Consider the following 13,844-nt stretch of genomic DNA (forward strand, 5'->3'; position numbering starts at 1 on the left):
CGGATTTGGGAGTCGCGGGCCTGCGCGCAAAAATCGACACCGGCGCCAGCACCTCCAGCCTGCATGCCACCGATATCGAACCGTTCGAGCGCGACGGGGAACAGTGGGTGCGCTTTACTGCTCACTTGGGCACCGTGGTGCAACTGCGGCACCGGCGCTGCGAAGCACCGCTGGTGACGATGAAAACCATCAAAAGCTCCAACGGCCACGCGCAGATGCGTTACGTGGTCAGCACCACCCTGGCCCTCGGTGATCGGGTCTGGCGGGTCGAGTTCACTCTCGCCTGCCGCAAGTCCATGCGTTATCGCCTGTTACTCGGTTCCAAAGCCCTGATCGACGGCCAGTTGGTGGTCAATCCGGGCATTAAGTACGTACAAGACAAGCCGGTGTTCCCGGTATCTACCTCCTCCACAGGTGTTGCATGAAGATCGCTGTGCTGTCGCGGAACCCGCGTCTGTATTCCACTCGTCGTCTGGTCGAAGCCGGTACCGAGCGTGGCCATGAAATGGTGGTGATCGACACCCTGCGCGCCTACATGAACATCGCCAGCCACAAGCCGCAGATCCACTACCGCGGCAAGCCACTGGAGGGTTTCGACGCGGTGATCCCGCGGATCGGCGCGTCGGTGACGTTTTATGGCTGCGCGGTGTTGCGTCAGTTCGAAATGATGGGGGTGTTCCCGCTCAACGAATCGGTGGCCATCGCCCGCTCGCGGGACAAACTACGCTCGCTGCAATTGCTGTCACGCCGGGGAATCGGTTTGCCGGTCACCGGGTTTGCGCACTCCCCGGATGACATTCCCGACTTGATCGAGATGGTCAACGGCGCGCCGCTGGTGATCAAGGTGCTGGAAGGCACTCAGGGCATCGGCGTCGTGCTGTGTGAAACGGCGACGGCGGCGGAGTCGGTGATCGAGGCGTTCATGGGCCTCAAGCAAAACATCATGGTTCAGGAATACATCAAGGAAGCCGGCGGGGCGGACATTCGCTGCTTCGTGGTGGGCGACAAGGTGATCGCGGCGATGAAACGCCAGGCGAAGCCGGGGGAGTTTCGCTCCAACCTGCATCGCGGCGGCAGTGCCAGCCTGATCAAAATCACACCGGAAGAACGCATGACGGCGTTGCGCGCGGCGAAGGTCATGGGGTTGTCGGTGGCGGGTGTGGACATCCTGCGCTCCAATCACGGGCCGTTGGTGATGGAAGTGAACTCGTCGCCTGGGCTTGAAGGGATTGAAACCACCACCAGCAAGAACGTGGCGGGGATCATCATTGAGCATCTGGAGAAGAATGGTGGGCCGAATATGACGCGCACCAAAGGGAAAGGCTAATCCAGAGTTTTGTGGGCGGCCGCGAGGCCGCCTTCGCGAGCTGGCTCGCTCCCACAGTTGACCGCGTACTTATTCAGCAACTCGGTCTAAATGTGGGAGCGAGCCTGCTCGCGATGAGGCCCTTAGATGTCAGCTGTTAAACCGCACCCCGAGGCAACATAAGCCCCAACGGCAACCGCACCCGTGCTTCCAGCCCGCCACCGGACCGATTGCGCAGCTCAACATTCCCGCCATGCATCGAAGCAATCCGCTTCACGATCGCCAAGCCCAACCCGGTTCCCTTCCCGCCCCGGGCACGATCACCCCGGGTAAACGGGTTGAAAATCGCCTCCAGCTCCGACGGATCAATCCCTGCCCCACGGTCCATGACACTCAGCACCACATACGGCGCGCTGGTATCCCCGGACACATAAGCTGCCACCTCAACCCCGCTGCCCGCGTGATGCAAGGCGTTGCCAATCAGGTTGTTCAGCAGCCGCTTCATCGACACCCGACGCAACGGAAACGGCTGAATCGGCTCCAGGCGCAAGCGAACTTTCTCTTCATTCTGGTTGTACGGCGCCGCGACTTCGCGCACCAGATCGCTCAGGTCCACCTCTTCCACCGACTCGTCGCGACCATCGCGAATGAACGCCAGGAACTGGTCGAGAATCGCGTCCATGTCTTCGATATCGCGCACCATATCGTCCGTCAGGTCGCTGTGGTCTCCCATGAGCTCCAGAGACAACCGCAAACGGGTCAGCGGCGTGCGCAAGTCGTGGGAGACCCCGGCCAGCATCAATTCGCGCTCACGTCCCGCCTGTTCGACGTCTTCCGCCATCTGGTTGAAGGCGCGGTAAACCTCGGTCATTTCACTCGGCGTGTCGCTGATCGGCAGGCGCACGCTGCGGCCCTGGCCGAGTTGCCTCGCGGCATAGACCAGACGTTTCAATGGTTGATTGAGTTGGCTGACGAAGATCCACGCCGAGGCGGTGGACAGCAGACCGATAGCGAGGAACCAGCCGAGCACGTTCCAGATTTTCTGGCCACGCAACGGATGCGGGTAAAGCGGCACTTTCAGCCAGCCATCACCCAGGCTTGGCGCCCGGACCCATAGCGCCGGCGGTGAGTGCATGCGCAATCGAACTTCAGTATCGGCACCAAGCTCGGTTTGCATCTGACGCTGGTAGATCTCGCTGTACGGCCAATGCTGCTCACCCTCCGGCACGCCGGCACCTACTACCCGAATAAGGGGAACAGCATCGGCGATTTTCTTGCGGTTTTCTTCATCGGCAGCCCAATAGGCACGCAGCGTCAGGGCGACGCCGTGGCTGTATTGGCGGTCCACCAACACGTCTTCGTTCATCAACAGATAAACCAGGGTCAGCGCCTTGGAGAACAGGACGACGATCAGCACCAGCCAAAGGGTGCGGGAGAAGAAACTCTGGGGGAACCAAACGGGGGTTTTCATGGATAACCGCTACACACTTGCAGGAGCGAGCGATGCTCGCATATTGCGGATCGCGAGTCTGCGAGCAAGGTCATCTGACCCGTTGCCCGCAAGACCCGCTCCTACAAATCACCGATCACTTGGTGGCGGCGCCATCCGGAACGAACACGTAACCTACGCCCCAGACTGTCTGGATGTAACGCGGCTTGGACGGATCGGGCTCGATCATCCGGCGCAGACGGGAAATCTGCACGTCGATGGAACGCTCCAGGGCATCCCACTCGCGGCCACGGGCCAGGTTCATCAGTTTGTCGCGAGTCAGTGGCTGACGGGCGTTCATGACCAACGCCTTGAGCACCGCAAACTCACCGGTGGTGAGCATGTGCACTTCGTCACCGCGCTTGAGTTCGCGGGTGGCCAGGGACAGTTCGTAGTCACCGAAGGTCACGCTTTCGTCTTCGCTGCCCGGGGCACCCGGTACTGGAGCGGCCTGACGACGCAGGACCGCTTTGACACGCGCCATCAGCTCATCCGGGTTGAACGGCTTGGCCAGGTAATCGTCGGCACCCAGTTCGAGGCCCTTGATGCGGCTCAGCTCATCGCCCTTGGCGGTCAGCATGATGATCGGAATCTGGTTGTTCGCGGTGCGCAGGCGGCGGCAAGCGGTCAAGCCGTCTTCGCCGGGCAGCATCAGGTCGAGGACGACTAGGTTGAACACTTCACGCGCCAGCAGGCGATCCATTTGTTCCGTGTTCGGTACGGCGCGGGCGCGGTAGCCCTTGCTGACGAAAAAACGTTCCAGCAGGCTGCTCAGCCCTGGATCGTCGTCAACAATAAGAATTTTTTCGCCTTCAGCAATGTTTGCAGTGCTGCTCATTAGATGCTCCTTTGATCTCGGTGCGCATTATGGCGTAGCTGCCGTTATACGCACCGTGTGCATTGTTAGCAGATTTTTCCTTCATCGCCAGAAATCCGGCCTTTATGCCTACAGCCTGTGATGCCCCCGAATGACAGAACGCTGGTTATAATGCGCGGCCTTTTGTGTCAGGCAACGTCTGATCATTACTGTAGGTGGCCGTTTTTTATTTTCATGGCGCAGGCAGTAATTGTTCGATTTCACGGGTCAACGGGATACCTGTTGATCCAGGTAGCGGCGCAGGCCAGGCCGCTCAACCAGACTCGCCGAGCCCTTATCTCTGCGCCTGCGAGCCTGCTTTCACAATTTGTCAGGTGGTTTTATGGACAGCATCAACAGCCGCATCGCCGAGGAACTCGGTGTACGCCCACAACAGGTCGAAGCGGCCGTCGCGCTACTCGATGAAGGCTCTACCGTTCCCTTCATCGCCCGCTACCGGAAAGAAGTGACCGGCAGCCTCGATGACATCCAGCTGCGTCATCTGGAAGAGCGTCTGCGCTACCTGCGAGAACTCGACGAACGGCGTATCAGCATCCTTGCCAGCATCCAGGAACAAGGCAAGCTGACCCCGCAACTTGAACGCGACATTAAGCTCGCCGACACCAAGACCCGCCTCGAAGACTTGTACCTGCCGTACAAGCAGAAGCGCCGCACCAAGGGCCAAATCGCCCTGGAAGCCGGCCTCGGCGAGCTGGCCGACGGCCTGTTCAACGACCCGACCCTGACGCCAGACGCTGAAGCCGCGCGCTTCATCGATGCCGAAAAAGGCGTCGCCGATGTGAAGGCGGCCCTTGAAGGCGCCAAGTACATCCTGATGGAACGCTTCGCCGAAGACGCCGGCTTGCTGGACAAGCTGCGCAGCTACCTCAAGCAGGAAGCGACTCTCAGTGCCCGCGTGATCGCCGGCAAGGAAGAGGAAGGCTCCAAGTTCCGCGACTACTTCGAACACGACGAACCGCTGAAAAGCATGCCGTCGCACCGCGCGCTGGCGATTTTCCGTGGCCGCAACGAAGGCATTCTGAGTTCGGCGCTGAAAGTCGGCGACGAACTGCCGGGCGCCATGCACCCGTGCGAAGGCATGATCGGCCAGCAATTCGGCATTCAGAACCAGAACCGCGCCGCCGACAAATGGCTGGGCGAAGTGGTGCGCTGGACCTGGAAGGTCAAGCTCTACACCCACCTCGAAACCGACCTGCTGGGCGAACTGCGCGATGGCGCGGAAACCGAAGCGATCAACGTGTTCGCGCACAACCTGCACGATTTGCTGCTGTCGGCGCCGGCTGGCCCGCGTGCCACACTGGGCCTCGACCCGGGCCTGCGCACCGGTTGCAAGGTGGCCGTGGTCGATTCCACCGGCAAGCTGCTGGATCACGCCACGGTTTACCCGCACGTGCCGCACAACAAATGGGACCAGACCATCGCGATTCTGGCGGCCCTGTGCGCCAAGCATGCAGTGGACCTGATCGCCATCGGCAACGGCACCGCCAGTCGCGAAACCGACAAGCTGGCCGCTGAACTGATCAAAAAATACCCAGCCATGAAGATGACCAAAGTCATGGTCTCCGAGGCCGGCGCATCGGTTTACTCGGCGTCGGAACTGGCTTCGAAGGAGTTCCCGGACCTCGACGTGTCGATCCGTGGCGCGGTGTCGATTGCCCGTCGCCTGCAGGATCCACTGGCTGAACTGGTGAAAATCGATCCGAAATCCATCGGCGTCGGCCAGTACCAGCACGACGTGTCGCAGCTGAAACTGGCGCGCGGCCTGGACGCAGTGGTCGAAGACTGCGTGAACGCCGTGGGCGTCGACGTGAACACCGCCTCCGTGGCGCTGCTGGCCCGCATCTCCGGCCTCAACGCGACCTTGGCGCAAAACATCGTCAGCCACCGCGACGAGCACGGCGCGTTCAAAACCCGTGCGGCGTTGAAGAAAGTCGCGCGTCTAGGCGAGAAAACCTTCGAACAGGCCGCTGGCTTCCTGCGCGTCATGAACGGCGACAACCCGCTGGATTCGTCTGCGGTTCACCCGGAAGCCTATCCGCTGGTCCAGCGCATCGCTGCTGAAACCGACCGCGACATTCGCTCGCTGATCGGCGACGCCAGCTTCCTCAAGCGTCTTGATCCGAAAAAGTACACCGACGAAACCTTCGGCCTGCCAACAGTCACCGACATCCTGCAAGAGCTGGAAAAACCTGGCCGCGATCCGCGTCCCGAGTTCAAGACCGCCGAGTTCCAGGAAGGCGTCGAAGACCTCAAGGACCTGCAGCTGGGGATGATCCTCGAAGGTGTGGTGACCAACGTGACCAACTTCGGTGCTTTCGTCGACATCGGCGTGCATCAAGACGGTTTGGTGCACATCTCTGCGCTTTCGGAGAAGTTCATCAAGGATCCGCGTGAAGCGGTGAAGGCCGGTGACGTGGTGAAAGTGAAGGTCATGGAAGTCGACATCCCGCGCAAACGCGTGGGCCTGTCGATGCGCATGAGCGACACGCCGGGCGAGAAAATCGACGGTGCCCGTGGTGCGCGTCCGGGTTCGGCACCACGCCAGTCCCAGAACACCGCACCGCGTAAAGAAACCACGGCAGCGGCTCCGGCCAACAACGCCATGGCTTCGCTGTTCGCCAACGCCAAGCAGCTGAAGAAACGCTGATGGACATCCCGGCCGGGCTGACCGAAAGCGCTTTTTTCAAGTTGCTGGGGTGTCGCTTGCACAGTCTGGAGACCGGGGTGGCGCAAGTCGCCCTCGGGCTTGCACCAGAACTGCGCAATCGCGGCGGCAAGCTGCACGGCGGGGCCTTGTTCAGTCTGGTGGACATTGCCATGGGGCTGGCCTGTTCCAGCACCCACGGCTTTGACCAGCAGAGCGCGACCATCGAGTGCAAGATCAACTACATCCGCGCCGTCGCCGACGGTGAAGTGATGTGCACGGCGCGGGTGATCCACCCGGGCCGCCGCACGCTTGTAGTCGAAGCCGACGTGATGCAAGGCGACAAACTCGTCGCAAAAGCACAAGGCACGTTCGCTGTCCTGTAGCTAGTAATCATCAATTTGAGTTAATTTCGGCGCTGTGACCGCAGCGTCGGAGTTTCCTGTGGGAGTGAGCCTGCTCGCGATTGCGGTGTGCCAAACGACTTAAACGTTGACTGACACTCCCTAATCGCGAGCAGGCTCACTCCTACAGAGGATTGCGGCGTTCGATCCTTGGCCGGCTGCCGGTAGTTCTGTGCGGCTCGAAAACCAGGCGAAAACGCCAGTTTCAACTTCACCCTTGTAGACCGTCTTGCCCACCCCCATATTGGGGCGACTGACGCGTGAAGGAATCCAACTTGAGCGAACTTCTCAACCGCCGCCTGGCTCTGCTCGGCGAGCGCGCTAACCTCTCTCTGCTCGAACAGTGCCTTCACGGCATCGAACGTGAATGCCTGCGCGTGACCGGCGAAGGTCGCCTGGCGCAAACGCCGCACCCGGAAGAATTGGGTTCCGCGCTGACCAACGAACAAATCACCACCGACTATTCCGAGTCGCTGCTGGAGTTCATCACGCCCGCCCTGCCCGATCCGGCGGATACGCTGGCGAGCCTGGACAAGATCCACCGTTTTGCCTACAGCAAGCTCGGCAACGAGTACCTGTGGAGTCCATCGATGCCGTGCCCGTTGCCGGCCGAGGAAGACATCCCGATCGCCTATTACGGCACCTCCAACATCGGTCAGCTCAAGTACGTCTACCGCAAGGGCCTGGCCCTGCGCTACGGCAAGACCATGCAGTGCATCGCCGGGATCCACTACAACTTTTCCCTGCCGGAAAAGCTCTGGCCGCTGCTTAAAGAGGCCGAAGGCTTTGTCGGCACCGACCGCGACTATCAATCGTCGGCCTACATCGCCCTGATCCGTAACTTCCGTCGCTACAGCTGGCTGCTGATGTACCTGTTCGGTGCTTCGCCAGCGCTGGACGCCGGTTTCCTGCGTGGCCGCTCGCATCAGTTGGAACAACTGGATCCGGACACCTTGTACTTGCCGTACGCCACCAGCCTGCGCATGAGTGACCTGGGTTACCAGAGCAACGCCCAGGCCGGTTTGACGCCGTGCTACAACGATCTGGCCAGTTACACCGACAGCCTGCGCAAAGCGGTCGCAACGCCGTACGCGCCGTACGTCGAAATCGGCACGCATCAGGACGGTGAGTGGGTTCAGCTCAACACCAACATCCTGCAGATCGAAAACGAGTACTACTCCAACATCCGCCCGAAACGCGTGACCTACACCGGCGAACGGCCGATCCAGGCGCTGGTGGCCCGCGGCATTCAGTACGTTGAAGTGCGTTGCCTGGACATCAACCCGTTCCTGCCGATGGGCATCGACCTGCCGGAATCGCGTTTCCTCGACGCGTTCCTGCTGTATTGCGCGTTGAACGACAGCCCGCTGCTGACCAACACCTCCTGCGGCAACGCGACCTCGAACTTCCTCAGCGTGGTCAAGGAAGGTCGCCGTCCGGGCCTGCAACTGCAACGCGACGGTCATCCGGTGGACCTGAAAGAGTGGGCCAGCGAGTTGCTGGAGAAGATTGCACCCCTGGCGGCGATGCTGGATCAGAGTCATGGCGGTGATGCGCATAGCAAGGCGCTGGATGCGCAGCTGGCCAAGGTCAAGGATCCATCGCTGACGCCATCGGCCCAGGTGCTGGCGGCGATGGCTGAACACAAGGAGAGCTTTGCTCAATTCTCCCTGCGTCAGAGCCAGGCACATGCGGAGTATTTCCGCAGCGAGCCGCTTTCAAGTGAAGACCAGGCGAAATTTGAAGACCGGGCGCGTTCGTCGCTGGCCGAGCAAGTGGAGCTGGAGCAGAACGAAGTCGGCGATTTCGATGTGTTTGTCGGGTCGTATCAGGCGAGCATTTTGGCCATCAGCAACTAAGCGGCGCCTGTTAAAAGATCGCAGCCTTCGGCAGCTCCTACGGGACGGTGCCAGGGTTGCGATTTTTTTTGCCCGTATCACGCAATTTCGAATTCGCACGCTACCTTTGTAGGAGCTGCCGCAGGCTGCGATCTTTTGATCCTTTAGAATTTTCCGCTCATAAGCTCATTCGAAAAAGTTATTTATTTTCGGATTCTTATATCATTTAGTCTCCTTTCCACGCCGACTCTCGGTCGCCTGACAAGGAGCTTCTCAATGAAACTGACTTTCCCCCTTCGCCTCCTGGCGGCCGCATCTTTGGCTGCGGTGAGTTTCTTTGCCCAGGCGGCTGACGTCACCGTCGCCTACCAGACCACCGTTGACCCGGCGAAAGTCGCCCAGGCCGACGGCGCGTACGAAAAAGCCACCAACGCCAAAATCGACTGGCGCAAATTCGACAACGGCGCCGACATCATCGCCGCCATCGCTTCCGGCGACGTGCAGATTGGCTACCTCGGTTCCAGCCCCCTGACGGCAGCAATCACTCGCAAAGTCCCGGTAGAAACGTTCCTCATCGCCACGCAGATCGGCGCTGCTGAAGCCTTGGTTGCTCGCGACGGCTCCGGGATCAAAACCCCACAAGACCTGATCGGCAAGAAAATCGCCGTGCCGTTCGTTTCCACCGGCCACTACAGCCTGCTGGCCGCGCTGAAGCACTGGAACATCGACCCATCGAAAGTCACCGTCCTCAACCTCGCCCCGCCAGCCATCATTGCTGCGTGGAAACGCGGTGACATCGACGCCACTTACGTGTGGGACCCCGCCCTGGGTGTCGCCAAGGAAAACGGCAAAGTGCTGATCACTTCCGGTGAACTGGCCAAGTTCGGCGCACCGACCTTTGATGCCTGGATCGTGCGTAAAGACTTCGCCGAGAAGCACCCGGAAATCGTCACCGCGTTCGCCAAAGTGACCCTCGATGCCTACGCCGATTACCGTAAAGACCCGAAAGCCTGGCTCGCCAACCCATCCAATGTCGACAAGCTGGTGAAACTCTCCGGCGCCAAGGCCAGCGACATTCCATTACTGCTGCAAGGCAACGTCTTCCCGCTGGCGGCTGACCAAGTGATCACCCTCGGCGCGCCGACCACCAAGGCCATCACCGACACCGCCGCGTTCCTGAAAGAACAAGGCAAGGTTGAAGCCGTGCTGCCGGACTACGCTCCCTACGTCAGCGCCAAATACATCACCAACTGATCGGAGTTAACCGCGATGGCTTTGCTTCAGCTGGAGCGCATCAGCGCACAGTACCCCGGCGCCGCCGAACCGGTACTGGCGGATATTTCCCTGAGCCTTGGGCCCCAGCAGTTGCTGGTCGCCCTCGGCCCGTCCGGCAGTGGCAAGACCTCGCTGTTGAACCTGATTGCCGGTTTCGTCGAGCCCAGCGCCGGGCGCATCACCCTTGATGGCGTGCCGGTCAAAGGCCCGAGTGCCGAACGCGGCGTGGTGTTCCAGGACGATGCCCTGCTGCCTTGGCAGGACGTGCTGGCCAACGTCGGTTTCGGCCTGGAACTGGCCGGCATTGCGCGGGAAAAACGTGAACTGCGCGCCCGGGAAATGCTCGCCTTGGTGGACCTTTCCGGTTTCGAAAACCGCCGAATCTGGCAACTCTCGGGCGGCCAGAAGCAACGTGTCGGTCTGGCCCGCGCCCTCGCGGCTGATCCGCGCGTTTTGCTGATGGACGAGCCCTTCGGCGCCCTCGATGCCTTCACCCGCGAACAGATGCAGGAGTTGCTGCTGCAAGTCTGGCAGCGCACCGCAAAACCGGTATTTCTGATTACCCACGACATCGAAGAAGCAGTGTTTCTCGCCACGGACCTGATTCTGCTGGCGCCGAATCCAGGGCAAATCGTCGAACGCCTGAGCCTGGATTTCGGTCAGCGTTACGCCGCCGGGGAGTCGGCTCGATCGATCAAGTCTGACCCGCGCTTTATCGAAACCCGCGAACACGTGCTCGCCAAAGTGTTCTCCCAACGCAGCGCCGCCCAGCGGCAGGAGCGCGCATGAGTACCTATGAAATTCCCGCCGCGACGGTGAAGTCGAGTTCGACGGTAATTACGCTACGTCGCAGTTTGAACACGCGCTGGATCAGCGTACTGACGCTGGTCGCTCTCGTTGCCATTTGGTGGGCCGTCACCGCCACAGGAATGATCGAGCCACTGTTCCTGCCGCCACCGTCCGCCGTGCTGCAAAAAGGCTGGCTGCTGGTGACCACCGGCTACATGGATTCAACGTTGTGGCAGCACTTGGGCGCGAGTCTCAGCCGTATTGGCCTGGGCCTGGGCTTCGCGGTGCTGACCGCCGTGCCGGTCGGCATCGCCATCGGCCACAACCGCATCGCTCGCGGCATTCTCGATCCGCTGATCGAGTTCTACCGCCCAATTCCACCGCTGGCTTATTTGCCGCTGATCGTGATCTGGTGCGGCATCGGTGAGCTGTCGAAAGTCTTGCTGATCTACCTGGCGATCTTCGCCCCGATCGCCATCGCTACGGCGACCGGCGTGCGTACCGTCGACCCGGCCAAATTGCGCGCGGCGCAGTCGTTAGGCGCGACCCGGGCGCAGTTGATTCGCCATGTGATTCTGCCGAGTGCGTTGCCGGACATTTTGACTGGCGTGCGGATTGGCTTGGGTGTGGGTTGGTCGACACTGGTCGCCGCCGAATTGATCGCCGCCACCAGTGGCTTGGGCTTTATGGTGCAGTCGGCCGCGCAGTTCCTGGTCACCGATGTGGTGGTGCTGGGGATTCTGGTGATCGCGCTGATCGCCTTCGCCATGGAGATGGGCTTGCGCGCCTTGCAACGCAAACTGGTGCCGTGGCATGGCCAGGCTCACTGAAGCTTTGAATGTGGGAGCAACTGCCTTGATACCCCCCTTTTTTGGATCAACCCTGTAGGAGCTGTCGAGTGAAACGAGGCTGCGATCTTTTGATCTTGCTCTCTAAAAACAACATCAAAAGATCGCAGCCTTCGGCAGCTCCTACAGGTGCGGTGTCCCCCCCAGAATTGAAGAGAACACCATGAGCAACCTGACCATCGTCCCCTTAAGCTACGCCCTCGGCGCACACATCAGCGGCGTCGACATCAGCCAGCCACTGAACCTGGAACAGCGCGACGCCATCGAGCAGGCGCTGCTCAAACATCAAGTGTTGTTCTTCCGCGATCAGCCGATCACACCCCAGCAGCAGGCACGTTTCGCCGCCAATTTCGGCGACCTGCACATTCACCCGATCTACCCGAATGTGCCGGAACAGCCCGAAGTACTGATCCTCGACACCGCCGTCACCGACGTACGCGACAATGCGATCTGGCACACCGACGTAACCTTCCTGCCGACCCCAGCCATGGGCGCGGTACTCAGTGCCAAGTTGTTGCCGGAGTTTGGTGGCGACACGCTGTGGGCCAGCGGTATTGCGGCATATGAAGCGTTGTCCGCACCGATGAAAACCTTGCTCGAAGGGCTGACCGCGACCCACGACTTCACCCGCTCGTTCCCGCTGGAGCGCTATGGCAACACGCCGCAAGCCTTGGCCCAGTGGGAAGAAGCGCGCAGGAAAAACCCGCCGTTGTCACACCCGGTGATCCGCACTCATCCGGTGAGCGGACGCCGGTCGTTGTTCGTCAATGAAGGCTTCACGTCGAAGATCAATGAGCTCTCGGAAACCGAAAGTGAGGTGATTCTGAAGTTTCTGTTTGCCCACGCCACACGGCCGGAATTTACCATTCGCTGGCGTTGGCAAAAGGACGACGTGGCGTTTTGGGACAACCGCGTGACACAGCATTACGCCGTGGATGATTACCGGCCGGCCCGGCGGGTGATGCAGCGGGCGACGGTGTTGGGGGATGTGCCGTTCTTCCGGTGAACCCTGAAGTTCTTTATTGGCTTTGATGGCCTCTTCGCGAGCAAGCCCGCGCCCACATTTGATCTCTTTAGTTCACAAATTCTGTGTCCACTGGAATCTAATGTGGGAGCGGGCTTGCTCGCGAAGGCAATCTGACAGGCGCCAAAGGTTCTGGCGCCGAATACTTACTCAGCCGTCGAAGGCTTCTCCCAAAGATTGACCCCACCCTCTTGGGCAAACCGGTCAATTTCCGCCAATTCCTCCGCGCTAAAGCTCAGATTCTTCAACGCCCCGACGTTCTCGATAATCTGCTCCGGCCGGCTCGCACCGATCAGCGCCGACGTCACGCGTGGATCGCGTAACGTCCACGCCAATGCCAGCTGTGCCAGGCTCTGACCGCGGCGCTTGGCGATCTCATTCAGCGCACGCACATGAGCGATGTTGGCTTCGGACAGATGCGCCGCCTGCAACGAACCACCCCCCGGACGATTGACCCGCGCATCAGCCGGCACACCATTCAGGTACTTGTCAGTCAACAACCCCTGAGCCAGCGGCGTGAACGCAATCACACCCGTACCGAGTTCGTCCGTCGTATCCAGCAGGTCTTTTTCCACCCAACGATTGAGCAGGTTGTAAGCCGGTTGGTGAATCAGCAACGGGACTTTCCACTCTTTCAGCAGCGCGGCCATTTCACGGGTTTTAACGCCCGAGTAGGAAGAGATACCGATGTACAACGCCTTGCCCTGTTGCACGGCGGTGGCCAGTGCGCTGGCGGTTTCTTCCAGCGGCGTGTCCGGGTCAAAGCGGTGGGAATAGAAGATGTCCACGTAGTCCAGGCCCAAGCGCTGCAGGCTTTGATCAAGACTGGCCAGCACGTATTTGCGCGAACCGCCGCCCTGACCATAAGGCCCGGCCCACATGTCCCAACCGGCCTTGCTGGAGATGATCAGCTCGTCGCGATACTGCTTGAAATCTTCACGCAACAAACGACCGAAATTGATCTCGGCACTGCCATACGGCGGGCCGTAGTTGTTGGCCAGGTCGAAATGGTTGATGCCAAGATCAAACGCGGTACGCAGCAACGAGCGCTGGGTGTCGATCGGCGTACTGTCGCCAAAGTTGTGCCACAGACCCAGCGACAGTGCCGGCAGCACCAGACCGCTGCGACCCACGCGGCGGTAAGGGATGGAGTCGTAGCGGTTTTCGGCAGCGGTGTAGGTCATCGAATCCTCTCTTGTCTGTCTTGAAGTTGGTATCGACTGCTTCGCAAGTTGCCCAGCATACGCCCAGACAAACGCCGATAAACCTCGGACTCGAGAAAATGCTGAAACGTTTCACATATTTCATCTTTACCGCCAGTTGATCGTTCCCACGCTCTGCGTAGGAGCG

The 13,844-nt window shown here is 60.3% G+C and carries 12 protein-coding genes; 9 read left to right on the top strand and 3 right to left on the bottom strand.

Going from position 1 to position 13,844, the window contains the following annotated elements; all coding sequences use genetic code 11:
* The first annotated feature begins 5 nt into the window (after positions 1-5).
* Together ACMXYJ_RS00140 and rimK are read left to right on the top strand one after the other, a co-directional pair.
* Entirely contained in the window at positions 6-425 is a 420-nt protein-coding gene (locus ACMXYJ_RS00140) for an ATP-dependent zinc protease family protein (RefSeq protein ID WP_235992871.1), read from the top strand.
* Positions 422-1,327: a 30S ribosomal protein S6--L-glutamate ligase gene (gene rimK, locus ACMXYJ_RS00145; RefSeq protein WP_095127616.1), complete on the top strand. Its 906-nt coding sequence runs from the start codon at positions 422-424 to the stop codon at positions 1,325-1,327. The genes ACMXYJ_RS00140 and rimK overlap by 4 nt, the downstream gene beginning before the upstream one ends.
* A 136-nt stretch (positions 1,328-1,463) precedes the next feature.
* Here the strand turns inward: rimK and ACMXYJ_RS00150 are convergent, their stop codons facing one another.
* Positions 1,464-2,777, bottom strand: a complete 1,314-nt coding sequence (locus ACMXYJ_RS00150) for an ATP-binding protein (RefSeq protein WP_415758362.1) — start codon at positions 2,775-2,777, stop codon at positions 1,464-1,466.
* Between the two features lie 115 nt (positions 2,778-2,892).
* Entirely contained in the window at positions 2,893-3,633 is a 741-nt protein-coding gene (gene ompR, locus ACMXYJ_RS00155) for an osmolarity response regulator transcription factor OmpR (protein ID WP_007903084.1), read from the bottom strand.
* A gap of 361 nt (positions 3,634-3,994) precedes the next feature.
* Between ompR and ACMXYJ_RS00160 the strand changes: the two genes are divergently transcribed.
* The 7 genes from ACMXYJ_RS00160 to tauD all read left to right on the top strand — a co-directional run bounded on the left by ACMXYJ_RS00160 (position 3,995) and on the right by tauD (position 12,476).
* Positions 3,995-6,319 (top strand): Tex family protein, encoded by a 2,325-nt coding sequence (locus ACMXYJ_RS00160; RefSeq protein ID WP_056745608.1) that lies wholly within the window; start codon positions 3,995-3,997, stop codon positions 6,317-6,319.
* On the top strand, positions 6,319-6,702 hold the full coding sequence (locus ACMXYJ_RS00165) for a PaaI family thioesterase (RefSeq protein ID WP_008149280.1): 384 nt from the start codon (positions 6,319-6,321) through the stop codon (positions 6,700-6,702). Before ACMXYJ_RS00160 ends, ACMXYJ_RS00165 begins: the two co-directional genes overlap by 1 nt.
* A gap of 293 nt (positions 6,703-6,995) precedes the next feature.
* A complete protein-coding gene (gene gshA, locus ACMXYJ_RS00170; protein ID WP_415758363.1) occupies positions 6,996-8,579 on the top strand; it encodes a glutamate--cysteine ligase in 1,584 nt (527 codons plus the stop codon).
* A 255-nt stretch (positions 8,580-8,834) separates the two neighbouring features.
* Positions 8,835-9,812, top strand: a complete 978-nt coding sequence (gene tauA / locus ACMXYJ_RS00175; protein WP_123367068.1) for a taurine ABC transporter substrate-binding protein — start codon at positions 8,835-8,837, stop codon at positions 9,810-9,812.
* A gap of 15 nt (positions 9,813-9,827) precedes the next feature.
* Positions 9,828-10,622 carry a taurine ABC transporter ATP-binding subunit gene (gene tauB / locus ACMXYJ_RS00180; RefSeq protein ID WP_008149272.1) on the top strand — a complete coding sequence of 265 codons (795 nt, stop codon included), beginning with the start codon at positions 9,828-9,830 and terminating at the stop codon, positions 10,620-10,622.
* On the top strand, positions 10,619-11,452 hold the full coding sequence (gene tauC, locus ACMXYJ_RS00185) for a taurine ABC transporter permease TauC (RefSeq protein ID WP_415758364.1): 834 nt from the start codon (positions 10,619-10,621) through the stop codon (positions 11,450-11,452). The genes tauB and tauC overlap by 4 nt, the downstream gene beginning before the upstream one ends.
* 181 nt (positions 11,453-11,633) lie before the next feature.
* Entirely contained in the window at positions 11,634-12,476 is an 843-nt protein-coding gene (gene tauD, locus ACMXYJ_RS00190; protein WP_415758365.1) for a taurine dioxygenase, read from the top strand.
* A gap of 164 nt (positions 12,477-12,640) precedes the next feature.
* On the opposite strand, the gene mgrA is transcribed toward tauD, so the two are convergent.
* The gene (gene mgrA / locus ACMXYJ_RS00195) at positions 12,641-13,678 is read right to left on the bottom strand and encodes an L-glyceraldehyde 3-phosphate reductase (protein WP_282483092.1); all 1,038 of its coding nucleotides are present in this window, start codon (positions 13,676-13,678) and stop codon (positions 12,641-12,643) included.
* Between the last annotated feature and the right edge of the window lie 166 nt (positions 13,679-13,844).

The organism is Pseudomonas arabinosi (assembly GCF_047758675.1).
Classification (GTDB): Bacteria; Pseudomonadota; Gammaproteobacteria; order Pseudomonadales; family Pseudomonadaceae; genus Aquipseudomonas; species Aquipseudomonas arabinosi.

Coding starts and splice junctions, on each gene's coding strand:
- ACMXYJ_RS00160 (WP_056745608.1), top strand. CDS start 3,995: ATGGACAGCATCAACAGCCGCATCGCCGAGGAACTCGGTGTACGCCCA.
- ACMXYJ_RS00165 (WP_008149280.1), top strand. CDS start 6,319: ATGGACATCCCGGCCGGGCTGACCGAAAGCGCTTTTTTCAAGTTGCTG.
- tauD (WP_415758365.1), top strand. CDS start 11,634: ATGAGCAACCTGACCATCGTCCCCTTAAGCTACGCCCTCGGCGCACAC.
- ompR (WP_007903084.1), bottom strand. CDS start 3,633: ATGAGCAGCACTGCAAACATTGCTGAAGGCGAAAAAATTCTTATTGTT.
- ACMXYJ_RS00150 (WP_415758362.1), bottom strand. CDS start 2,777: ATGAAAACCCCCGTTTGGTTCCCCCAGAGTTTCTTCTCCCGCACCCTT.
- tauC (WP_415758364.1), top strand. CDS start 10,619: ATGAGTACCTATGAAATTCCCGCCGCGACGGTGAAGTCGAGTTCGACG.
- tauB (WP_008149272.1), top strand. CDS start 9,828: ATGGCTTTGCTTCAGCTGGAGCGCATCAGCGCACAGTACCCCGGCGCC.
- tauA (WP_123367068.1), top strand. CDS start 8,835: ATGAAACTGACTTTCCCCCTTCGCCTCCTGGCGGCCGCATCTTTGGCT.
- mgrA (WP_282483092.1), bottom strand. CDS start 13,678: ATGACCTACACCGCTGCCGAAAACCGCTACGACTCCATCCCTTACCGC.
- rimK (WP_095127616.1), top strand. CDS start 422: ATGAAGATCGCTGTGCTGTCGCGGAACCCGCGTCTGTATTCCACTCGT.